The organism is Pseudomonas sp. MYb541 (genome assembly GCF_037479595.1).
GTDB classification, from domain to species: domain Bacteria; phylum Pseudomonadota; class Gammaproteobacteria; order Pseudomonadales; family Pseudomonadaceae; genus Aquipseudomonas; species Aquipseudomonas canadensis.
In genome coordinates, this window is record NZ_JBBGYS010000001.1 from 102,469 (window position 1) to 126,082 (window position 23,614).

15 protein-coding genes and 1 riboswitch are annotated in these 23,614 nt (G+C 60.3%); of the genes, 2 read left to right on the forward strand and 13 right to left on the reverse strand.

Annotation, left to right across the window (positions count from 1 at the left end; translation table 11 throughout):
* Nucleotides 1–173: 173 nt before the first annotated feature.
* The 3 genes from WH299_RS00550 to ltaE all read right to left on the reverse strand — a co-directional run bounded on the left by WH299_RS00550 (nt 174) and on the right by ltaE (nt 5,280).
* Complete coding sequence (locus tag WH299_RS00550) at nt 174–1,415, reverse strand: aspartate kinase (protein WP_028617609.1); 1,242 nt, start codon at nt 1,413–1,415, stop codon at nt 174–176.
* Nucleotides 1,416–1,510: 95 nt separating this feature from the next.
* Nucleotides 1,511–4,129: an alanine--tRNA ligase gene (gene alaS / locus WH299_RS00555; RefSeq protein ID WP_028617610.1), complete on the reverse strand. Its 2,619-nt coding sequence runs from the start codon at nt 4,127–4,129 to the stop codon at nt 1,511–1,513.
* Nucleotides 4,130–4,275: 146 nt separating this feature from the next.
* Entirely contained in the window at nt 4,276–5,280 is a 1,005-nt protein-coding gene (ltaE, locus tag WH299_RS00560; protein WP_028617611.1) for a low-specificity L-threonine aldolase, read from the reverse strand.
* A 191-nt stretch (nt 5,281–5,471) separates the two neighbouring features.
* Nucleotides 5,472–5,641: riboswitch (FMN riboswitch) on the forward strand.
* A 96-nt stretch (nt 5,642–5,737) separates the two neighbouring features.
* Between ltaE and WH299_RS00565 the strand changes: the two genes are divergently transcribed.
* Complete coding sequence (locus WH299_RS00565; RefSeq protein WP_010208324.1) at nt 5,738–6,244, forward strand: 6,7-dimethyl-8-ribityllumazine synthase; 507 nt, start codon at nt 5,738–5,740, stop codon at nt 6,242–6,244.
* A 193-nt stretch (nt 6,245–6,437) separates the two neighbouring features.
* Here WH299_RS00565 and astE read toward each other — a convergent pair whose 3' ends face one another.
* From astE to WH299_RS00600, 7 genes are all read right to left on the reverse strand, one after another.
* A complete protein-coding gene (gene astE / locus WH299_RS00570) occupies nt 6,438–7,442 on the reverse strand; it encodes a succinylglutamate desuccinylase (RefSeq protein WP_122726375.1) in 1,005 nt (334 codons plus the stop codon).
* An 11-nt stretch (nt 7,443–7,453) separates the two neighbouring features.
* Nucleotides 7,454–7,744, reverse strand: coding sequence for a hypothetical protein (locus tag WH299_RS00575; protein WP_003214319.1), 291 nt, complete (start codon nt 7,742–7,744; stop codon nt 7,454–7,456).
* A gap of 24 nt (nt 7,745–7,768) precedes the next feature.
* Complete coding sequence (astB, locus tag WH299_RS00580; protein WP_339549369.1) at nt 7,769–9,115, reverse strand: N-succinylarginine dihydrolase; 1,347 nt, start codon at nt 9,113–9,115, stop codon at nt 7,769–7,771.
* A gap of 188 nt (nt 9,116–9,303) precedes the next feature.
* Nucleotides 9,304–10,773, reverse strand: a complete 1,470-nt coding sequence (gene astD / locus WH299_RS00585; protein WP_164393720.1) for a succinylglutamate-semialdehyde dehydrogenase — start codon at nt 10,771–10,773, stop codon at nt 9,304–9,306.
* Nucleotides 10,770–11,795, reverse strand: a complete 1,026-nt coding sequence (gene astA, locus WH299_RS00590) for an arginine N-succinyltransferase (protein ID WP_028617615.1) — start codon at nt 11,793–11,795, stop codon at nt 10,770–10,772. The genes astD and astA overlap by 4 nt, the downstream gene beginning before the upstream one ends.
* A 51-nt stretch (nt 11,796–11,846) precedes the next feature.
* Nucleotides 11,847–12,866: an arginine/ornithine succinyltransferase subunit alpha gene (gene aruF, locus WH299_RS00595; RefSeq protein ID WP_003175655.1), complete on the reverse strand. Its 1,020-nt coding sequence runs from the start codon at nt 12,864–12,866 to the stop codon at nt 11,847–11,849.
* A 246-nt stretch (nt 12,867–13,112) separates the two neighbouring features.
* The gene (locus WH299_RS00600) at nt 13,113–14,333 is read right to left on the reverse strand and encodes an aspartate aminotransferase family protein (protein ID WP_122726368.1); all 1,221 of its coding nucleotides are present in this window, start codon (nt 14,331–14,333) and stop codon (nt 13,113–13,115) included.
* A 308-nt stretch (nt 14,334–14,641) separates the two neighbouring features.
* Between WH299_RS00600 and WH299_RS00605 the strand changes: the two genes are divergently transcribed.
* Nucleotides 14,642–20,569 (forward strand): dermonecrotic toxin domain-containing protein, encoded by a 5,928-nt coding sequence (locus tag WH299_RS00605; protein ID WP_339549370.1) that lies wholly within the window; start codon nt 14,642–14,644, stop codon nt 20,567–20,569.
* A 14-nt stretch (nt 20,570–20,583) separates the two neighbouring features.
* Here WH299_RS00605 and WH299_RS00610 read toward each other — a convergent pair whose 3' ends face one another.
* The 3 genes from WH299_RS00610 to WH299_RS00620 all read right to left on the reverse strand — a co-directional run bounded on the left by WH299_RS00610 (nt 20,584) and on the right by WH299_RS00620 (nt 23,614).
* A complete protein-coding gene (locus WH299_RS00610; protein WP_016979802.1) occupies nt 20,584–21,564 on the reverse strand; it encodes a GlxA family transcriptional regulator in 981 nt (326 codons plus the stop codon).
* Between the two features lie 145 nt (nt 21,565–21,709).
* Nucleotides 21,710–22,474 (reverse strand): ABC transporter ATP-binding protein, encoded by a 765-nt coding sequence (locus WH299_RS00615; RefSeq protein ID WP_010208310.1) that lies wholly within the window; start codon nt 22,472–22,474, stop codon nt 21,710–21,712.
* Between the two features lie 27 nt (nt 22,475–22,501).
* Nucleotides 22,502–23,614, reverse strand: a complete 1,113-nt coding sequence (locus WH299_RS00620; RefSeq protein WP_028617618.1) for a succinylglutamate desuccinylase/aspartoacylase family protein — start codon at nt 23,612–23,614, stop codon at nt 22,502–22,504.

The window sequence follows — 23,614 nt, forward strand, 5'->3', positions numbered from 1 at the left end:
CTTTCTCCTCACGCATTTCAGTTCAGGAACAACAGTCTGCAAAAAAAAGGCCTTCGACCTACAACCCAAAGGCCATAGCCCTACCCGCCTAAGTATTGTCGAGCGCACGCAAAAGAACATGCGCTCTACAAAAAAAGGAAAGGCGCGGTAAACCGCGCCTTCCTGGCACTTCGTCACTCGCCCTGTCGGGCCGGAGCGTCCAGCTCAAAAGCGGTATGCAGTGCGCGTACAGCCAATTCCAGGTACTTCTCTTCGATGACCACCGAGACCTTGATTTCCGAGGTGGAGATCATCTGGATGTTGATGCTTTCCTTGGCCAGTGCCTCGAACATGCGGCTGGCAACGCCGGCATGGGAACGCATGCCCACACCCACGATCGACACCTTGGCAATCTTGGTATCGCCGACCACTTCACGGGCGCCAATCTCGCTCGCGGTGTTCTGCAGGATCTTCTCCGCCGCATCGTACTCGTTGCGGTGCACGGTGAAGGTGAAATCGGTGGTGTTATCGTGCGAAACGTTCTGCACGATCATGTCGACTTCGATGTTCGCGCCGCTGATAGGGCCCAGGATCTTGAAAGCCACGCCCGGGGTATCCGGCACGCCACGGATAGTCAGCTTGGCTTCATCACGGTTGAAAGCGATACCGGAAATGATCGGCTGTTCCATGGATTCCTCTTCATCAATAGTAATGAGGGTGCCCGGACCCTCTTTGAAGCTGTGCAATACGCGCAGCGGAACGTTGTACTTGCCGGCGAATTCCACCGCACGGATCTGCAGCACCTTGGAACCGAGGCTGGCCATTTCCAGCATCTCTTCAAAGGTGATCTTGTCCAGGCGCTGGGCCACGGAGACAACGCGCGGATCCGTGGTGTAAACGCCATCCACATCGGTGTAGATCTGGCATTCATCGGCCTTCAGAGCCGCGGCCAGTGCCACGCCGGTAGTGTCCGAACCGCCACGCCCCAGGGTGGTGATGTTGCCGTGCTCATCCACACCCTGGAACCCTGCTACAACTACCACGCGCCCGGCTTTCAGATCCGTACGGATTTTCTGATCGTCGATCTGCAGGATCCGCGCCTTGGTATGCGCGCTGTCAGTGAGGATGCGCACCTGACTGCCAGTGTAGGACACCGCCGGCACACCGCGCTTGTTCAACGCCATGGCCAGCAAAGCGATGGTCACCTGCTCGCCGGTGGACACGATCACATCCAGCTCACGTGGCAGCGGCTGTTGATCACCACTGATTGCCTTGGCCAGGTCGATCAGGCGATTGGTCTCGCCGCTCATGGCCGACAGCACCACCACTAGGTCGTCGCCGGCATCGCGGAATTTCTTAACCTTGTCGGCCACCTGCTCGATTCTTTCAACAGAGCCGACCGAGGTGCCTCCAAATTTCTGTACGATCAAAGCCATTTCTAAGCCGCCTCAGCCCGTAAAGGGGCGCCCAATAAACAAATTCAAGCAACCGAGCGAGCCCATGACTAGACCATGGGCTCATTAACAGCGCCTTAAATGCCTGCCTCGACAAACGGCACGGTCAGGGCCAGTGCCGCGTCCAGGGCACCGGCGTCTACACCACCGCCTTGCGCCATGTCCGGACGACCACCGCCCTTCCCGCCCACTGCCGCGGCGGCTTGCTTCATCAAATCACCGGCCTTGAGTTGGCCAGTCAGGTCTTTGGTTACACCGGCAACCAGAACGACCTTTTCCTCATGGACACCGCCGAGCAGGATCACTGCGCGGCCGAGCTTGTTCTTCAACTGATCGACCAAGGCCAACAGCGCCTTGCCATCCTGACCGTCCAGGCGCACGGCCAGGACTTTCACACCCTTGACGTCCAGCGCACTGGCCGACAGATCATCGCCCGCCGCACTGGCTGCCTTGGCCTGCAACTGCTCCAGCTGTTTCTCCAGCGCACGGTTGCGCTCCAGAACGGCGGACAGCTTGTCGATCAGGTTGTCACGGCTGCCCTTGACCAGGCCCGCCGCCTCCTTGAGTTGTTCTTCAGCCGCGTTGAGGTAAGCCAGCGCCGCAGCGCCGGTCACCGCTTCAATACGACGCACGCCGGACGCCACACCGCCTTCGCTGATGATTTTCAGCAGGCCGATGTCGCCGGTACGGTTGGCGTGGATACCGCCACACAGCTCCACCGAGAAGCTGCCGCCCATGCTCAGCACGCGCACTTCATCGCCGTACTTCTCGCCAAACAGCGCCATGGCGCCTTTCTTTTTAGCGGTTTCGATATCGGTTTCTTCGGTTTCCACCGCTGTGTTCTTGCGAATCTCGGCGTTGACGATGTCTTCCAGGGCCTTGATCTGCTCCGGCTTGATCGCTTCAAAGTGGCTGAAGTCGAAGCGCAGGCGCTGACTGTCGACCAACGAACCCTTCTGCTGAACGTGATCACCCAGTACCTGACGCAACGCGGCGTGCAGCAGGTGAGTGGCGGAGTGATTCAAAGCGGTTGCATGCCGTACGTCGGCATCGACCTGGGTGTCTACCGGCGCACCGACCGTCAGGTTGCCCAGCACCAGCACACCGTGATGCAGGAACGCGCCGCCGGTCTTGGTGGTGTCGCGCACCTCAAAACGACCGGAGGTCGAGCTGAGGAAACCACAGTCACCAATCTGGCCGCCGGACTCGGCGTAGAACGGCGTCTGGTCCAGGACCACAACGGCCTCATCGCCTTCGTTCAACACGTCGACCGATTTGCCGTCTTTATAGATAGCAACAATTTTGGCCGAGCCAACGGTCGCCTGGTAACCAATGAACTCGGTAGGCACATCAACCTTGACCAGGGTGTTGTAGTCCAGGCCAAAGGAGCTGGCGGAGCGAGCGCGCACGCGCTGGGCTTCCATCTCACGCTCAAAACCGGCCTCATCGACGGTCAGCTCGCGCTCACGGGCAATGTCGGCGGTCAGGTCCATGGGGAATCCGTAGGTGTCGTAAAGCTTGAACACCACGTCGCCCGGCACCACGGTGCCTTTGAGCCCGGCCAGGTCCTGCTCCAGGATCTTCAGGCCGTGTTCCAGGGTCTTGGAGAACTGCTCTTCTTCAGCCTTGAGCACGCGCTCGATGTTGTCTTGCTGCTGCTTGAGTTCCGGGAAGGCTTCGCCCATCTCGGCAACCAGCGCGGCGACGATTTTGTAGAAGAAGCTGCCGGTGGCGCCCAGCTTGTTGCCGTGACGGCAGGCACGACGGATGATGCGACGCAGCACATAACCACGGCCTTCGTTCGACGGCAGCACGCCATCGGCGATCAGGAAACCGCAGGAACGGATGTGGTCCGACACTACTTTGAGCGACGACTGGTTTTCGTTGGCGCAGCCAATCGCGGCAGCCGAGGCGCTCAGCAGGTTGGTGAACAGGTCGATTTCGTAGTTGGAGTGAACGTGCTGCATCACCGCACTGATCCGCTCCAGGCCCATGCCGGTGTCTACCGACGGCGCCGGCAGCGGATGCAACACGCCATCGGCGGTGCGGTTGAACTGCATGAACACGTTGTTCCAGATCTCGATGTAACGGTCGCCATCTTCTTCCGGCGAGCCCGGCGGGCCGCCCCAGATGTCGGCGCCGTGATCGTAGAAGATTTCGGTGCAAGGGCCGCACGGGCCGGTATCGCCCATGGTCCAGAAGTTGTCGGAGGCGTACGGCGCGCCCTTGTTGTCGCCGATGCGGATCATGCGCTCCACCGGCACACCGATTTCATTGGTCCAGATGTCATACGCTTCGTCGTCGGTCGCGTAGACGGTGACCCAGAGTTTTTCCTTCGGCAGCTTCAGCACGCCGGTCAGGAAGGTCCAGGCAAAGGTGATCGCGTCTTTCTTGAAATAGTCGCCGAAGCTGAAGTTGCCGAGCATTTCGAAGAAGGTGTGGTGGCGCGCGGTGTAACCGACGTTTTCCAGGTCACTGTTCTTGCCGCCGGCGCGTACGCACTTCTGGCTGCTGGTGGCGCGGGTGTAGGCGCGCTTTTCCTGGCCCAGGAAGCAGTCCTTGAACTGGTTCATCCCCGCGTTAGTGAACAGCAGGGTGGGGTCATTGCCTGGGATCAAGGAGCTGGAGGCTACACGGGTGTGGCCTTGCTCTTCGAAGAAGCGAAGGAAGGCTTCACGGATTTCTGCGCTTTTCATTAGGTTCTTCCACGGAGGCTGCGGCCAAAGGCCAGTGCGCAACATCATCAGACGGAGCGACGGCAAAGGGCCGCATTATATCGGCCCTTTGCCGGTGGTACAGCGTGTTTATACGATTGAAACGTTCAATTAGACGGTCTGCACGGTCATTTCCGCGAAAATTCGACGAATGTCTGCGCGACCTGCTCGATCTGCGCCCGGCTGACATCCAAATGCGTGACCATGCGCAGACGCGGGGCGGCGCTCAACGTGATCCCGCGTTCGGCGGCAAACGCCTTCAAGGCTTGAGCCTGGCCACCGATCTGCACGTAGACCATGTTGGTCTGCACGGGCTCCACCTCATAACCGGCCTGGCGCAACGCATCGCCCAGCCATTGGGCATTGGCGTGGTCATCAGCCAGGCGCTGCACCTGGTGATCCAGGGCATACAGCCCCGCCGCCGCCAGTGAGCCGGCCTGGCGCATGCCGCCGCCGACCATCTTGCGCAGGCGCCGGGCCTTGGCGATCAACGCCGTGGAACCGCACAGCACCGAACCAATCGGCGCGCCAAGGCCTTTGGACAGGCACACCGACACCGAATCGAAATGCTGGGCAATCTCGCGCGCATCCACGCCGAGCTTGACCGCTGCGTTGTACAGCCGCGCGCCATCCAGATGCAGGGCCAGGTCATGTTCACGGGTGAATGCCCGTGCCTTTGCCAAGTAATCCAGCGGCAATACCTTGCCTTGCATGGTGTTTTCCAGCGCCAGCAAACGGGTGCGGGCAAAGTGGAAGTCGTCGGGTTTGATCGCCGCCAGCACCTGGTCCAGGTCCAGGGAACCATCGGCCTGCACTTCCAGGGGTTGCGGCTGGATCGAACCGAGCACCGCCGCGCCACCGCCTTCGTATTTGTAGGTATGGGCCTGCTGGCCGACGATGTATTCCTCGCCGCGTTCACAGTGGGCCATCAACGCCAACAGGTTGCTCATGGTGCCGGTCGGCACGAACAACGCGGCGGCAAAACCCAGGCGCTTGGCCAGTTCGGCTTCGAGGCGATTGACGCTGGGGTCCTCGCCATACACGTCATCGCCGCTGACGGCAGCGGCCATCGCGTCCCGCATGCCGGGGGTGGGTTGGGTCACGGTGTCGCTGCGCAGGTCGATCACAGACATGAAACAAGCCTCTGAAGGGTTGAGTAAGTTCCTTTTGTGAGTGATTACTGCGGGCAACGCCACGGAATATCAAGCCCCCAATGCATTCAATCGAATACCAACCAAACAAAGCGATATAGCTTATCGATACAGCGGTCGTGCAGTTTTCGAAAAAGCGTGTTAAAAACTCTCCGCCGCCAGGGTTCTGGTGGCAACGTTCTCAGGGCGGGGTGCAATTCCCCACCGGCGGTAATTACACGCAATGTGTATAGCCCGCGAGCGCTTGGCGCCTCGAACTGCTCCGGCAGGACGGCGACAAGGTCAGCAGACCCGGTGTGATCCCGGGGCCGACGGTCATAGTCCGGATGAAGAGAGAACGGGATTGGCACCTAAGGGCCGCGCACGAATTGTGCTTGCGTACCCTTAAATCCCATTCGATTCATAACGCCCTGTTTTTTTCTTAAACAGGAGTCAGAACATGCAACCCACCGCAATCGACAGCAAAAGCAAAAACCACCACGGCGAGCGCGTCGCGTTTATCCAGGCCTGCTGGCACAAGGATATTGTCGACCAATCGCGCAAAGGTTTCCTCGCCGAAATGATCGCCCAGGGCTACCAGGAATCGGACATCGATTTCTTCGAAGTCGGCGGCGCCTTTGAAATGCCCTTGCACGCCAAGCTGCTGGCCAAGACCGGCCGTTACGCCGGTATCGTTGCCGCCGCGCTGGTGGTGGACGGTGGCATCTATCGCCACGAATTCGTCGCCCAATCGGTGGTCAGCGGCCTGATGCAGGTGCAGCTGGAAACCGAAGTGCCGGTGTTCTCGGTGTCCCTGACCCCGCATCACTTCCACGCCGGCAGCGAACACCAGACCTTCTTCTACGAGCACTTCGTGCACAAAGGTCAGGAAGCTGCACGCACCTGCGCCGACACCCTGCACAAGGTCCGCGCGATCCGCCGCAGTGAGCAAAAACTGGCGGTCTGACACAGACTGAGCCCGAAAAAAACGCCCCGACAAGCTCGCTTGCCGGGGCGTTTTTTATGGGGGCGCTGCTGCATGATAACGACCCAAGCACCGAACCCACTACGACCAACCCCGAACCTTTCAGCGAGAACGGTTTGCGCAAAGCGTTGGGGCTGCCGCCGCGTACTGCATCCAGGTCGACACAGACAAGTGCTTAAACCAGTGCTGCGTCGGTGGTGGGCACAATCAGAATCCCGGCCCGCAAGCCATTCTTCACCTTCGGGTTAGGGAAGATGATGCGCGCACCCTCCTCCTCGATCACCCAGCGGGTCTTGGCCACGTCTTCGGCCAGCAGGTAGCCCTGCGCTAACGGCGAGAAGTTCTCCACGTCAGCGGGCAAGTGCATCAGGAAGGCATCGCTGTGTTTGATGACTTCGCGCGATACGGCAAACAATTGCAGGCCGTCCAGGCTCTCGGTTTCCGGCTCGGTGCCTTCGATGATCTGCTTCAAGCGGGTTTCCAGGCGAGATACGTCCACACCCTGGTTCTGCCCGAACGGCCGCGCCTTGCCCAGCTCCAGGGTGAAAGCCTCGGCGTCGAGTTGCTCGTAGGTAAACGCGGTGAAGGTGATCGAGGTTTTGTTCTGCAACAGCACCGCTTGCATGCCGGCAGCGTTCAGGCGTGCCAGTTCATGGCGCGAATGCTGACGGCCTTCCTTCCACGGGTACAAAGCGAACTGCTCGATCTTCGAGCCACGAATAGCCGTGTGCAGGTCGTAATGCAGGCGCGAGCGGCCAGGCTGGCTGAAGAAGCTGCGGGCCAGTTGCTCAAGCTCGGCGGCGCGCATGGCCTCCGGGCCGATATTTTTTTCGTGACGGCCGTTGAACAGCCGGTTGACGTCCAGTTCCAGGTAACGCTCGCCGCGGCGCATGGCCTCGGGGTTGCCGAACAGGAACAGAATACGGGTGCGGGGTTTGATCTCCCCACGGGCGATGCCATGCAACAGGCGGTCGAGCAATTCGATCGGCGCGGTTTCGTTGCCATGGATGCCGGACGACAGCAGCAGGTCGCCGCCGCTGTCCTTCGCTTCAGGTGGGCGCACTTCAAGCGCGCCCTCGCTGAGCCAGCGCATCTGCACGCCGTCGACAGTCAGTTGAATTTTTTGCGCCGGTTCACGACCGGCGAGGGTCAGTTCAAGCAGTTTGCCGAGGGCGAGCATACGCAGCTTCCTTAGTGGTTGCAGCCTGGGCCGTGGACGTGATCGTCGTCATCACCTTCAACGTCGGCCGGTTCCATTTCCAGTTGCAGGCTCATCAGGTTGGTGGCCAGTGGGCGCATCAGCAGATTGGCGTATTCGGCATCGCCTTCTTCCACGTCAACGCCGATCAGCAGTTGGCCACGGCCGTCGTGCTGGATCCAGATTTCCTTGCCCTGCCAGACCACGGCGACGCGGGTGCAGGAAGTTTCCAGCTGGGTGCCGTCGGTGTCTTCAAGAATCAGTTTCAGGGTGTCGGTGGTCATAAATAGCTCTCAGCCATGCGGCGTTTAATTGATCTGGAAAGGATAAACCGAGCCCAGTTTAAGGATTTGCGTCAGTTCATCCAGTGCCGTCCGGCATTCAAGCAGCAACTGCGGGTCAGCCAGGTCGCTTTCGCGCAAGCTGTCGCGGTAGTGCTTGCCTACCCACTGGGTCAGTGTTTCGTACAACGGCGCGGTCATGATAACGCCTGGATTCACCGCCGCCAGTTCCGTTTCGTTCAACGCCACACGTAAACGCAGGCACGCCGGGCCACCGCCGTTCTGCATACTTTGCTTGAGGTCGAACACCTTCACTTCGCGGATCAGGCCACCGGCAGCGGTCAGGCCTTGCAGGTACTGCCAGACGCGCTCATTGGCACGGCACTCTTCCGGCACGATCAGCAGCATCGAGCCGTCAGCGCGGCTCAGCAACTGGCTGTTGAACAGGTAGGAACGTACCGCGTCTTCGACACTGACTTGCGCGCGCGGCACGCAGACGGACTGGAAGTGACCGCCCAACTTACCCAGTTTGCCGTGCAGTTCCGCGAGCATCTGTTCGGTATTGAGGAAGGCATCTTCGTGATAGAACAGCACTTCGCCGTTGCCGACCGCGATCACGTCGTTGTGGAACACGCCCGCATCGATCACTGCCGGGTTCTGCTGGGCGTAGACCACGCCGTCATCCTTCAAGCCGTGCAGCCGTGCGACCGCCTGGGACGCTTCCAGGGTCTGGCGCGCCGGATATTTCTGCGGCGCCGGGTAACGGGGATCGAACGCGCTGCGACCAAACACGAAAAATTCGACGCCCGCCTCGCCATATTCACGGCAGAAGCGCGTGTGGTTGGCCGCGCCTTCATCACCGAACTGCGCCACGGCCGGCAAGGCGGCGTGGTGGGCGAAGTGTTTATCATCGGCAAACATCGCGCCCAACACACGGCTGGTGGTCGGGTGTTCGATGCTGCGGTGGTATTTGCAGTTGAGGTTGGCGGCGGTGAAATGCACGCGGCCGTCAAAGGTGTCGGCACTTGGGCTGACGGTGGCGGCGTTGGCCACCCACATGCTCGACGCAGAGCAGCTCGCGACCAGCAACGGCATCGCATCCTTGGCCGCTTGCTGGATCACTTGGGCGTCGGTGCCGCTGAAACCCAGGTTGCGCAAGGCGGCCACATCAGGACGTTCCTGGGGCGCCAATACACCTTGTACAAAGCCCATGTCCATCAGGGCTTTCATTTTCTGCAGGCCCTGCAACGCCGCTTCCTTGGGGTTGGAATGCTGCTGGCTGTTGCTCTGGGACGCGACGTTGCCGAAGGACAAACCGCCGTAGTTATGGGTCGGCCCCACTAGACCGTCAAAATTGACTTCATAGGATTTCATCGGCGAGGCTCCACGAACATCTGTATTTTTATAGGCATCAAATTACTTGAACACACCACCGACCTAATGTGGGAGCGGGCTTGCTGTGGTGAGGGGGCTTGCCCCCCGACGGGTACACCGCCGAATTCTGGGGCTGCTTCGCAGCCCAGCGCGGGGCAAGCCCACTCACCACAAAGCCGGTTCCTGCATTAGATCAGCGTAATGCCGGGGGTTAGCGTTGCTGGCACCACCAAGGTTGGGGTTTCCAGCGAGGCCACCGGGTACGCGCAATAATCCGCCGCGTAATACGCACTGGCGCGATGGTTGCCCGACGCACCTACCCCACCAAACGGCGCGGTACTGGCGGCGCCGGTCAGCTGTTTGTTCCAATTGACGATGCCCGCGCGGCTTTCCAGCCAGAACTGCTGGTAGCGCGCTTCGGAGTCCGACAACAGACCAGCGGCCAAACCGTATTGGGTGTTGTTGGCCTCGGCAATCGCCGCTTCAAAATCAGCGTAGCGGATCACCTGTAACAGTGGGCCGAACAGTTCCTCGTCTTCACGCTCGGTCACGCCGGTCACGTCGATGATGCCGGGGGTCAGCAAGGCGGCCTGGTCCTGAGGCTGAGTCATTTCCAGCAGCGCCACAGCGCCATTGGCGAGCATCAGTTCCTGGGCGTCCATCAACGCTTTGGCGGCGGCGAGGGAGATTACCGAGCCCATGAACGGCGCGGGTTGCTGATCAAACGCGCCCACCTCAATGGTCGAGCTGACCGCCACCAGGCGCGCCAGCAACGCGTCGCCCCAAGCACCTTGCGGCACCAGCAGGCGGCGCGCACAGGTGCAGCGCTGGCCGGCGGAGATAAATGCCGACTGGATGATGGTGTAGACCGCTGCATCCACATCGGCCACTTCGTCGACCACCAACGGGTTGTTGCCGCCCATTTCCAGGGCGAGGATCTTGTCCGGGCGCCCGGAGAATTGCTGGTGCAGATGATTGCCGGTACGGCTGGAGCCGGTGAAGAACAACCCATCGATACCGGGGTTGGCCGCCAACGCGATGCCGGTTTCCCGCGCGCCTTGCAGCAGGTTCAACACACCCGCCGGCAACCCGGCTTCGATCCAGCATTGCACGGTCAGCTCGGCAACCTTGGGGGTTAGTTCGCTCGGTTTGAACAGCACGGTGTTACCCGCCAGCAACGCCGGCACGATATGCCCGTTCGGCAAGTGGCCAGGGAAGTTGTACGGGCCAAACACCGCCACCACACCGTGGGGCTTGTGGCGCAACACGGCGGTGGCGTCGCCTAGCGCGCCGCTCTTCTCTCCGGTGCGCTCGCGGTAGCTTTGCACCGAGATCGCGATCTTGTTGGCCATGCTGGTCACTTCGGTGGCCGACTCCCACAGCGGCTTGCCAGTTTCCTCACCGATGCAACGGGCGATTTCGTCGGCACGGCTTTTCAGGGTGGCGGCGAAGGTTTCCAGCACGCTGATGCGTTCTTCCAGCGGGCGCTTGGCCCAGGCTGGGAACGCCTGGCGCGCGGCCTGCACGGCGGACTCGACCTGCTCGGCCGTGGCGCCATTGCCGGCCCACAGCACCTGCTGGGTCACCGGGTTGCGCGATTCAAACAGTTCACCCTGGCCAGCCAACCAGCTACCTGCGATATACAACGAATTCATTATTTCGACTCCCGAGCAGCGGACAACGGTACGGCACGCACTTGATCACCCACCACCAGTTGCAGGCGCTTGGCGGTCTGCGGATCGACCACCAGCGTGCCCGCCGCCAGACGAGCCGGGGCGGCGGTGATGCGGCATTCTTCGCGCTTGCGGTTATGGATCAGGAACGGCGTGGCATCGTCCCCCGGCGTACCAATCGCCAGCACCAGCGACTGGCTGTCGCGCACAGCACGGATCTTGGTGGTTTCACATTCCACCGCAGGGCCGGCATCGAAGATGTCGACATAGCCTTGGTAGCTGAAGCCTTCGCTCTTGAGCATGCTCAGCGCCGGCTCGGTGTCCGGGTGGACCTTGCCGATCACGTTGCGCGCATCCTCGGACAGGAAGCAGCTGTACAGCGGAAACTTCGGCATCAGCTCGGCGATAAAAGCCTTGTTGCCCACGCCGGTGAGGTAGTCAGCCTGGCTGAATTCCATCTTGAAGAAGTGGCGGCCCAGGCTTTCCCAGAACGGCGAACGGCCGGCGTCGTTGGACACGCCGCGCATCTCGGCAATGATCTTATTGCCAAACAATTGCGGGAATTCGGCGATAAACAACATGCGCGCCTTGGCCAGCATGCGGCCGTTAAGGCCGGTGCGGTAATCGGCGTGCAGGAACAACGAGCACAGCTCGGAGTTACCGGTGAGGTCGTTGGCCAGGAACAGCGTCGGGATCTCGCGGTAGATGTTCAGCTCCTGGGAGGCACTGACCGTCAGGCCAACCCGGAAGTTGTACCAAGGCTCGCGCAGGCCAACGGCGCCGGCAATGGCGGAAATGCCCACCACTCGGCCTTCGTCGTTTTCCAGCACGAACAGGTAGTCGGCATCGCCACGCCCGGCTTCGCCGCGAAAGGTTTTCTCGGCCCAGCCCACGCGGTGGGTCAGGCGCTCTTCGTTGGCCGGCAAGGTGGTGAGGCCGGTGCCGGTGCTGCGCGCCAGATCAATCAGGGCCGGTAAATCGCTGCTGCGTACGGGACGAACGATCATGCTATCTCCTCGAACGGGCCGCTGTTGTCAGCCACCCGCGAAACTCTCTTTTTAAACCGCTACCAGGCGCACGCTCGCGCCTTCACCAACACCCAGGGCTTCGGCCGCTGCAAGGTCCAACGTCACCGGTTTACCCGGCGCATAGTCCAGCTCCAGCATCACCGCGCGGTAATCCTGCAACTGCGCGTTGCTCACCAGGTACTGGCGACCGACACCCTTGACCATCTCACCGATCTTCACCGGCACCACGCGGCTCTGGGCGATCGAGCGAATGCCCGACACCCGTGCGTGCAGCGTCGGGCCACCGTCGAAGATGTCGATGTAATGGTCGGTCTCGAAGCCTTCGCGCATGAGGATGTCGAAGGTGATCTGTGCACGCGGGTGCACCTGGCCCATGGCTTCCTGGGCTTCGTCCGGCAGCAGCGGCACGTAGATCGGATAGTGCGGCATCAGCTCGGCGAGGAAGGTACGGCTTTTCAGCCCGCACAAGCGCTCGGCGGCGGCGTAGTTGAGGTCGAAGAAGTTGCGCCCGATGGCGTCCCAGAACGGCGAGTCGCCGTTCTCATCGCTGTAGCCGACGATCTCGGTCACCACCGAGTCGGCAAAGCGCTCGGGGTGGCTGGCGACAAACAGCAGGCGGCCACGGGAATTGAGTTCCGACCACGGCGAACCGACCAGCTCGGGCACCACATAAAAACTGGTGAGCAGGCTGTTGCCGGTGAGGTCGTGGCACTGGGAAAGCACGTGGATCTTGTTGTGAATCTTCAGCTCGCGGGAGGCGTGCACGAAGGTCTCGTTACGGAAACTGTAGAAAGGTTCCGAGTAGCCCGCCGACGCGACAATAGCCGAGCAACCGGCGAGCTTGCCGGTCTCGGTGTCTTCAAGCACGAAGAAATAACTCTCTTCGCCGTTGAAACTGACCTCGGCCGCGAAGGACGCTTCGCTGGCGGCGATCTTGTCGCTCAGGCGTTCCACATCGTCCGGCAAGGAGGTGACACCAATCGGGCTGTCCGCAGCCAGACGCTGTACCTCGCCCAGATCAGCCATTTGCGCGGGGCGCATCACCAGCATGGTGTCACTCCTTAACTCGAAAAACTCACAGAGGGAAAAATGCCGGACAGGAGAACTGCTCACACCGCTCTCACGGTGTAAACAAATCTATGTGGGAGCCGGGCTTGCCCGCGATTACGGCGTGTCAGTCAGCACAGATGTTGCCTGTACCACCGTCTTCGCAGGCAAGCCAGCTCCCACATTTGATCCAGTCCGGCCTTTGGAATTTGTGTTCGGCGCCCGATTGTTCGGACGCCGAGCGGTCCATCAAGCTTGCGTCAGCGCTTTAACTGCACGCTCAAAACGGTCCAGGCCTTCCTTGATATCCGCCTCTTCCACCACCAGGCTCGGGGCAAAACGCACCACGTCCGGACCGGCTTGCAGGATCATCAGGTTTTCTTTCTCGGCCGCGTTGAACACGTCCTTGGCCTTGCCTTTGAACGCATCGCTCAGCACGCAACCAATCAACAGGCCCATGCCGCGTACTTCGGTGAAGATGCCGTACTGTTTGCCAATCTGTTCCAGGCGTGCCTTGAACAGGTCGTGCTTGGCGTTGACGCCGGCCAGCACCTCTGGGGTGTTAATCACGTCGATCACCGCCTCGGCCACCGCGCACGCCAGCGGGTTGCCGCCGTAGGTGGTGCCATGTGTGCCGACGACCAGGTGCTTGGCCAGCGCTTCAGTGGTGAGCATCGCCGCGATCGGGAAACCGCCGCCCAGGCTCTTGGCGCTGGTAAGGATGTCCGGGGTCACGCCGTAATGCTGGTAAGCGAACAGATGGCCGCTGCGGCCCATGCCGGTCTGCACTTCGTCGAACACCAGCAGCGCGTTGTTCGCGTCGCACAGCTCGCGGGCGCCTTGCAGGTAAGCCAGCTCAGCCGGCAGTACGCCGCCTTCGCCCTGGATCGGCTCCAGTACCACAGCGCAAGTCTTGTCCGACACGGCGGCTTTCAGCGCGGCCAGGTCGTTATAAGGCACGTGCGTGATACCGGTGATTTTAGGACCGAAACCATCGGAGTACTTGGACTGGCCACCGACGTTGACGGTGAACAGGGTACGACCGTGGAAGCTGTTCAGCGCGGCGATGATCTCGTATTTCTCGCTGCCGAAACGGTCGAACGCAACGCGACGGGCCAGTTTGAATGCGGCCTCGTTGGCCTCGGCGCCGGAGTTGCAGAAGAACACGCGCTCGGCAAAGGTGGCGTCGATCAGCTTGTGGGCCAGGCGCAGGGCCGGCTCATTGGTGAAAACGTTGGAGACGTGCCACAGCTTGTTGGCCTGTTCGGTCAGTGCACCGACCAGCGCCGGGTGGGCGTGGCCCAACACGTTGACCGCGATGCCGCCGGCAAAGTCGATCAGCTCGCGACCCGCCTGGTCCCACACGCGCGAACCTTCGCCACGCACAGGAATGAATGCGGCCGGTGCGTAGTTAGGCACCATGACCTGGTCGAAATCGGCACGTTGCACCGGGGCTTGCTCAACGGACATCGGAGTCTCCTGAAGAGGAACGCCTGCCTGGAACTGGCGGGCGATGCAGGGATTGTAAGGACAGTTTTCAGCGCGGCCTTGTCGCCAAGCGACAACTTCTTATAGCGCCAACCCGCGATTTTGGCGGGTTTACGCCAATGCGACAAATAGCGTCGCAATGGCGCAGTTTAAACACTGTGGTGTCGCAGCGGCAGGTGTTCAGCAAGATAGATGCAACGCAAGGGGTGGTCGGCGATCTATCTACCTCCGGTCGGTCGGAAGAAATTGGTCTGCTCTCACGCCTATTCATCACACAAAGGCGTTCTCTCGTGACCCCACCGACTCCTTCCATCCCGCTCCCGGACCTGTCGACTTATCGCGACTTGCATCTGGAGATCCTCACGCAGGCGGTTCCCGACTGGCTGCCCAAGCTCTCTCCTGACAAGCGCGCAGCGTTTCGCACGGTAAAGCCAGACTTTGCGCAGTGGTACAAAACGGCCTCCCCGGAAGATCATGACCGTCTCAAAAACCGCATGAATACCGCCTGGGAGGCACAACTGCGGCTCGACCAGACCCTGGCCGAGATGAAGTCGGCGCAAGACTTCGGCGCGCCGCTGCTACAACAGTTACTCAAGCAACGCTTCGGTATCGAAACTGACGTCAAAACCACTTACCTGCGGCTCTACATTCCCCAAACGATACCTTGGTTCCCCGTTCGATCAGACGGCGCAAGAACCTGGACGGTGTCATTGATCGACGCTGCCCTGCACAACTTTGAAGACGGCGAGGCATTTGAAGCGCAATCGGCGTTCATCACCCAACCCACCAGCACCGGACAATTCGACAGGCTGACCGCGCTCCACACGCGAATCACCGTGGCGCAATTCACTGCCTTGTGCCGGGAACTGGACATCGGCGCCAAGTACCAGCGCTATCTTGAACAATTCTTTGATTTCAAAAACCCAGTGGCCATGGCGAGCCTAAAATTGAAGGTCAGGCAAAGCCAGGCAGCGAACTTGCACGTCGCGCTGCAAATGGCTTGGATGAAAGACGATCTGCACGATGATCAGTCATTCATACTCTTGCAACGCCTGATCAACAGCGACGGCAGCCTGAGTACCTGCCTACCGCTGCGGTGTTACAACCTGAGCATCATGTCCACCCCACTCACCGGCATCGTGCTGTTTGCCGAGAACATTGGCAGCCGTCGCCCGGTGGGCGTTATCGCCTATATCCCGGACGACCCTTACGCGCCGCTCAAGCAATACCCAACCCTTGTCGACTTCATGACCGCACTGGGCAACAACCTGCGCACCGCTGAGTATCAACAGTTCTTCAGCCGCTTCGTCAATCACGAAGATCGCGGCCTCTTCTTTGCCGACCTCAACCGCAGGCTGTCCAAGGTCACTTGGCACGAGCACACACGTGGCGATCCACTGCCCTCCTGGCGCGAGACCCCCATCGATAAGCCACACCTGACGTTCAGCGCCTCCAGCATCAGCGGCAACCTGTTCGAGCATCTGTTTCAGACAAAATTCAGCAAGGTGTTCAACGATGCCCGCATTATCGCGGTGTCCACCGCCAGCGTCGATCAGCGAGTACGCTGGGAGCGCTGGGACATCGTGCAGAAAGTGGCCGCGGCCATCCTGCAAATCGCAGCGCTGATTGCCGCCCCATTTGTCCCCCCCGTGGGCCTGTTGATGCTCGGCTACGCCGCCTATCAAATGCTTGATGACGCCTTTGAATGGATCATCGACCTGGCTGTGGGCGACGCGACCGTAGCTTGGGGGCATTTTCTGTCATTCGTGGAGCAAGGATTAGAATTGGCCCTGTTCATCGCGGGCGCGCCGCTGGCCGCTGGCGCCTTGCGTGCTGCGCTGCCTGCCGAAGTCATCACGTTTTTCAATGGCCTCAAGCCCGTCACGTTACCCAACGGCAAGGCACGACTCTGGAAGCCAGACCTTGCACCCTACGCCCACGCTATCAAACTGGCCGACCACGCCTATCCAAACGCCGAGGGCCTGCACGCCCACAACGGTAAAAATATCCTGCTGCTCCCGGACAAACTGTTTGTTGTACAGAAGGACCCTGTCACCCAGCAGCCTTACCTTCAACATCCCACCAGGGCCAACGCTTACCGCCCGTCCCTGCTGACCAACGGCAAAGGTACTTGGGTGAGCGAACTGGACACCCCCCTGAGCTGGGACAGCGCCACCCTCATGAAACGCCAAGGCCCTAAAACAGCCGGGCTCAGCGATGAACAATTGGTCACCGCTCGGCGCATCAGCGCCACGGACGACGACGCGTTGCGCAAGATGTACGTCAACCAGCACCAGCCACCCCCTTTGCTGACCGATACCATTGACCGCTTCCAGATCGACCAGACGCTGCAGGACTTCATTGATCAAATGAACAGCGATGATCCCGCGGTTTTCAAGCGGGCCGATGCGCAGTCCCAACTGCACCTGCTGGCCAACCTGGACCTTTGGCCAAAAGCCAAGACCCTGCGGTTTGTAGATGCCGAAGGCAGAACCGCCTGGGAGTTGCCCGGCGAAACAAACGCCAGCGTGGTGCAAATACTCGAAGCCCAGTTGAAAAACGGTGACTTACTGAAAACCCTGCTGGAAGCGCTGGATGAACCCCAACGCAAAACCTTGCTGGGAGAAGCATTCGGCGACCCGCCAACCTCCCTGGACAATCGCGCGCTTAAACTCAGGAAAAAACTGGCCGAACTGGCTCAATCGCATCGCGCTGAATTGTTCAACACCCGCTACCAAAAGCTGGAGACCCCTGTCACCCCTCGCCAACAGGCCATGGTCGACAACACACCCGGATTGCCGCTCACTGCAGCCGACGCCCTGCTGGACACCGCCAACAGCCAGGAACTCAAGGCCATTGACGAAGGAACAGTCCCCGCGCGCTTGACCGAGCTGGCCCAAGCGTTGCGAGACGAAGCCAGGGTGAACCATGCCTACGACGGTTTATACCTCGACTCGACGGACACCCTCGACACCCACCGACTGGCCTTGCACTCCCTGGAGCAATTGCCCGGCTGGGCAGGAAAAAAGGTGCGCATTGAGATCAGAAGCTCCACGCCCGAGGCCACCCTCCTGGGTGCCATCGGCAAACCCAAGGCACGCATCAAAAGAATCCTGGTGCGCTCGCCCGATGGGCGTTACACCCCGCAAGACGATAGCGGCGAACTGTTCGGCGCAACCGACCTGTACAACGCGGTGCTCCAGGCCCTGCCCGATGCCGAGCGCAACGCCCTGGGCCTGCGCATCGGCCAAGGCCCCGATCTGCGGCTGGCCCTGCGCACCCATGCACTGAAACGCGCCCCCTTGCGCAAGCTGATCACCGCCGAGCCCGCCCGCGCGCCTACCGACACCCGCACCCATCTGCGCCTGCTGGGCATGGACAACTACCCACCGGCTGCACCGGCTGAACAGCCCAGCGCGCAGGCGTTGGCACGAGAGCTGTATCCAGCCCGCACCGATGAACAAATCGGTGAGATGATCCAGGCACTGGAACGCCGTCCGGGTGGAGCCTTTCCGGCATTAACCGCCCTACGCCAAGAGTATCTGCAACTTAATCGTGTCCTGGCCGACTGGGCAGCCCGCACCCCGCGCCGCTACCCGGACAGCGAGGTGAACATGGGCCGTCAGGAATACAGTGACATGCGGCAAAACCGCGTGCTTTTCTGGCGTGAACTCTTGAGCGCCTGGCGCCGGGAAACCGAGACAGATACCTACTTCGAGCATCCCAGCCAAAACGGTGAGAAACTCAAATCGCACGCCATTCTGTATGGAGAGCTACCGGCGCTGCAGGCCAATTTCGAGCATATTTCCTACCTTGAACTCAATGGCAACAAGACAGCACTGAATAACGTCGATGGTTTTTTGCGTAGCTTTCCCAACATTCGCCACCTCAGCATCGCCAACGCCCAACTGGGTCAACTGCCACCCTCTCTCAGCGCAATGCCACGCCTCAACACATTGGTCCTCAGCGACTGCGGTATCACCCTGACACCCGACAGCCTGAATGCGCTGACGGCCATGAATAGACTTCGAACCCTGGACCTGTACAACAACCCGCTGGACTTGACCCCAAACGTTGAACGCATGATTGAACTGCGCTTTCTGGACCTATCCGAGACTGGCATTTCCAATGTACCTGTCGGTCTGCTCAGCCGAACATCGCTGGAGCTGGCAATGCTGTCCCAAAACCAGATTACACAGCTGCCTTCCGCGCTTTTCGATCTGCCCGCCGACACCCCAACCACCTTCGGCCTCTCGGGCAATCCCCTGTCGCGAGCGACCTTGGAGCAGGTAAAAAGCTATTACCAGCGAACAGGTCATTATTGGGACATCGACGCATTGGCAATCGATATTCAGCGCGTCAATACGCTTTTCCCGGACTTCAGCGTGAACGAAGTCAACCGCTTTCTCTTTGGTCTGTCTGGCAATATTGAAATGGGCCAGATCGAACTGGCGCGACTGGAAGTCGAATATGCTGACCTGTCCGACGGGCTTGATACATGGGCACAGCAAGCCCCCGCACCGGAGGAGCAAGCCCGGCGAGAGGCATTCAAAGAGGAACTCCAAGCCTGCTGGCGCCGAGAAGGTGCACTGGATACGAGCAGCCCCAAGGTCATTCCCACGTTCGCCGTGGAAAGCCCGCAACCTGTTACAGGCACATTCCCATCACTGGACAGCGGTGTCTTCAGGCATGTGTCTGCATTGCGCCTGAAGGGTGCGCAGGCGCCATTTCCCTTGCAATCGTCGCTTTTTTTCAGAGGGTTCCCCACCCTTAACCACTTGTTTATCGAGGGTTATGTGATGGGTGATGTTCCCGCTTCGTTATGGGACCTGCCCCAATTGACCTCGTTGCGTCTGCCCCGTTGCGCGCTCACCTTATCAACCGAGAGTGCCGCATCACTCGCCACGCTGAACGAGTTGGGAACACTGGACTTGAGTCATAACCCTCTGGGCCAACTGCCTGATTTCAGCGCGCTGCCCAGGCTGTCCAGCATCGCGCTTGAAGACACCGGCTTGACGCAAATTCCCGACAGCCTGCTGACGGCCGTGGAGCGCCAACACGTCAACCTGAGCAATAACCTGATCACCCAGGTTCCCGACAGCATGTTCAGGCTGCCCGACTCAGTCACCGCCGTCTTCGACCTCTCCCGCAACCCACTGAACCGCTCGGCACTGATGCAGATCAAACGCCATTGCCAGCGCACGGGCGAGCATTGGCGCGTCGATGCGCCGACGTCGTTGCGAGAAAGGATCGAAGCGCTGTACCCCACCTTCACCGAAAACGAAGCCAGCCGCTTCTTTTTTGAGCGACCCGGTGACCTGGACGCGGCAGAGCCTGCCATCGGACAACTTGAAGCCGAATACGCCAAACTGCGCACCGACCTTGAAGCATGGGTGGTGAATGTGCCAGAGCGCCACCCGATCGTGGACACGCCATTGGATGAGCAAACGCGGGCACAGGATCAGCTCAATCGACGGGCATTCAAAGCGCTGCTTGAAGAAGCCTGGCGCCGCGAAAGCGAACTGGACGACAACAACGACAGGTTTGAGCCGAGCTATAAGCTGACCTTTGAGGCGCCGATCCTAGGGGAGCTACCCGAATTGAGCGCCCGGTTTGAGCATGTGACAACACTCGACCTTGAAGGCAATGGCACCACCACCCGTATCGACGGACTGCTCAAATGCTTCCCCAAACTCAGGGGCCTGGTCATCTCACGATTCAGCCTGGGCGATATTCCCCTCACCGCGTTAAGTCTGACTGAGCTCAACGCCCTCAGCCTGACCGAATCTGCTATTCGTTTGACACCCACCAGTGCCGACGCCTTGTCGGGGATGAGGACCCTGCAGTACCTGGACCTGAGCGGCAACCCGCTGGGCCTCACACCCGACGTCAGTCATCTGTCTGAACTGGAAACGCTGATTCTGCCAGACACCGACATTACTCAAATCCCACAAGGGCTATTCGCCTTGCGCGAGTTGCGCACCTTGGACTTGAGCGACAATTTGATCGAAGAGGTGCCTGCGGACTTTTTACAACTGGCCACGCAGCTCGACACCGCATCAGACCTGAGCGGCAACCCATTGTCGGCAGCGAGTCTGGATATCCTCAGGCAGTACTACATGCAAACCGGTGACGACTTGGAGGTGGCGGCAGCGGGCCTGGATGCAAACGGCAATCCACTGGTGAGATCCAGCTCCCCAGAGCCCATGGAGGAATAACGACTCGCCGGCGGTCAACCGCGCTCGGACGGCACCGACGACAACTCAAACGGGCTGCTGCTGCGCCGTTGGTTACGGTCTTCCCGGGGCGTGGCGCCGAAGAAATTGCGATAGGCGCTGGAGAAATGCGGCCCCGAGGAGAAGCCGCACGACAGGCCGATCTGGATGATCGACTTGCTGGTTTGCATGAGCATCTGACGGGCCTTGTTCAGGCGCAGTTCCAGGTAGTACTGGCTGGGGACGCGGTTGAGGTACTGCTTGAAGATCCGTTCGAGCTGTCGTCGCGACACGCATACATGTTGGGCAATTTCGTCGGTGGTCAGCGGTTCTTCGATATTCGCCTCCATCAACAAAACAGCCTGGGTCAGCTTTGGATGGCTGGAACCCAGGCGGTTTTGCAGCGGGATGCGCTGACGCTCGCCGCCTTCACGGATGCGCTCCACCACCAGTTCCTCGGACACCGCACCAGCCAGTTCGGCGCCATGATCACGGGCCAACACTGCCAAGAGCAGGTCGAGTACCGACATCCCACCGCAGGCAGTGAGACGGTCGCGGTCCCAGTCGAACAGATGGCTGGTGGCGATGACCTTGGGGAAACGCTCGGCGAAATCGTCCTGCCAGCGCCAGTGCACGGCGGCGCGGTAGCCGTCGAGCAGGCCAAGTTGGGCCAGCGGGTACACACCGGCCGACAAGCCGCCGATCACACAGCCGGCGCGGACCAGTTGCTTGAGCGCGGTGCTCAGTTGGGAGGCGATGACCGTCGGCGGTTCATCCGCCAGCAGGAACAGCTTCTGGAACCCTTCCAATTTGCCCGCCCATGGCTCGCCCGGCAGTTGCCAGGCGCCTTCGGTCGCCGGCTCGGCTTGAAGGAATGACAGCTCGTAGACCACATCCGGATGCACCCGCTGGGCAACGCGCAAGGCCTCCTCAGCCAGCGCAAGCGTCAGGGCTTTTGTGCTGGGCCAAATCAGGAAACCAATTTTGTGGGCGGTCATGGAGTGCTATCCGAAGCCAGTAACAGTAATGAAGACAAGGGCCAATGCTAGCCCGTAATCGAGTACAAATCTCAAAAACGATGCATATCCAATGTGGGAGGGGGCTTGCCCCCTCCCACAGGGGTTACCTATTCACAGGAGGTCATTATTTCAAGCTCCCGGAAAGGAACTGCTGCAAACGCTCGGACTGCGGGTTCACCAGCACTTCACGCGGGTTGCCGCGCTCTTCGACGATGCCTTTGTGCAAAAACACAAGCTGGTTCGACACTTCACGGGCAAAGCCCATTTCATGGGTCACCACCACCATGGTGCGGCCTTCCTGGGCCAGGTCCTGCATCACCTTGAGCACTTCACCGACCAGTTCCGGGTCGAGTGCCGAGGTGGGCTCGTCGAACAACATCACTTCCGGTTCCATCGCCAAGGCACGGGCGATGGCTACGCGCTGTTGCTCGCCGCCGGACATGTGACCAGGGAACGCATCTTTACGATGACCCACACCGACCTTGGCCAGGTAATGCTCGGCCTTTTCACGGGCTTCTTTCTTCGACACGCCCAGCACGTGCACCGGGGCTTCCATCACGTTTTCAATCGCGGTCATGTGTGACCACAGGTTGAAATGCTGGAACACCATGGACAGCCGCGAACGCATGCGTTGCAGTTGCTTAGGGTCGGCAGCCTTCATGGCGCCGTCCTTGTTGGCCACCAGTTTCAGCTCTTCGTTGTTCAGCAGAATCTTGCCGGCGTGGGGTTGCTCCAGCAGGTTGATGCAGCGCAAAAAGGTACTTTTGCCCGAACCACTGGAACCGATGATGCTGATCACATCACCGGCTGCGGCGGCCAGGGACACGCCTTTGAGCACTTCATGACTGCCATAGCGTTTATGCAGGTCTTGGACTTCAAGTTTGTACATGCGGTCGGTTCTCACAAAAACAGGTGGTCAGTCGTTGAGCAAGCGCCCGTGACGCAGCGCTTCGCGCCCCGCCACCTTGGCCAGCCAGAAACCCGCTTGGGCATAACGTAGCCGTTCAACGGCAAACAACACCCCCGAAGTACCTGCGCAGATGGTGCTGACGCGGTCTTCCAGGGGATCAATCACTTCAAAAATCGGCTCGCCTTTTTCGATCCATTCACCGGCTTTGCGCAGGTAACTGATCACCCCGGCGTGGGGCGCGAACAGCAATTCAGTGCCCTCGAAAGGCACGCCTTCGCAAGGTTCGAATTGCGGCGCAGGCCATTCGCCCTTGATCAAGCCCTGCTCAGCGAGGAACGCGAGAATACCTTCGGCGTGAAAAATCGCCTCGTCACGCCCGGTATCGGCCTGACCGCCCAGCTCCAGCGTAGTCGCCAGGCAAGCCAACGGGATTTGCGACTCAGGAAACGCCTGAGACAAACGCAACCACGGCAGCGAACAGGCCTCATCGAACGAACTGCCGCCGGAGTCTTCCGCCAGCAGGCCGACCTTCACATTCAAATGCGCCGACAGCGAACGCCACTGCGGCCAGTGCTGCGGCAGCGCGTACATATGCAGTGCGGCTTCGGCGTCGCAATGCAGGTCGAGCACCACATCGGCGGTGCAGGCGTGGCTCAGCAAGATGCGCTGCATGCCTTGCAACTGGCTGCTTGGCTCGGGCAACGCGCTGAGTACATCGCTCATCGCCTGACGGATCAAACGCACATTGGCGTGGGGGTCATCACCCAACTTGCCGCTGAGCAACTCGGCAACCGGCTCGCTCAACTCGACGAAATCACGGTTGAAGTTCTTGCCGCTGCCCACCTCGAAACGGCCCTGGTGGCTGCCTTGCAGCAACTGGCCCAGGCCCATTGGGTTGGCCACCGGCACCAGCTCGATCACGCCGTTGAGCGCGCCTTGCTGTTCCAGTTCGGCGAGGCGCTTTTTCAGCTCCCACGCGGCGCGCATGCCGGGCAATTCATCGGCGTGCAGGCTTGCCTGGATATACGCCTTGCGCTCGCCCTGGCCGAAACGGAATACGCTCAGTTGACGCTCGCAGCCCAGGTGGCCCCAAGGCAACAGGTGATCGATACGTTCCAT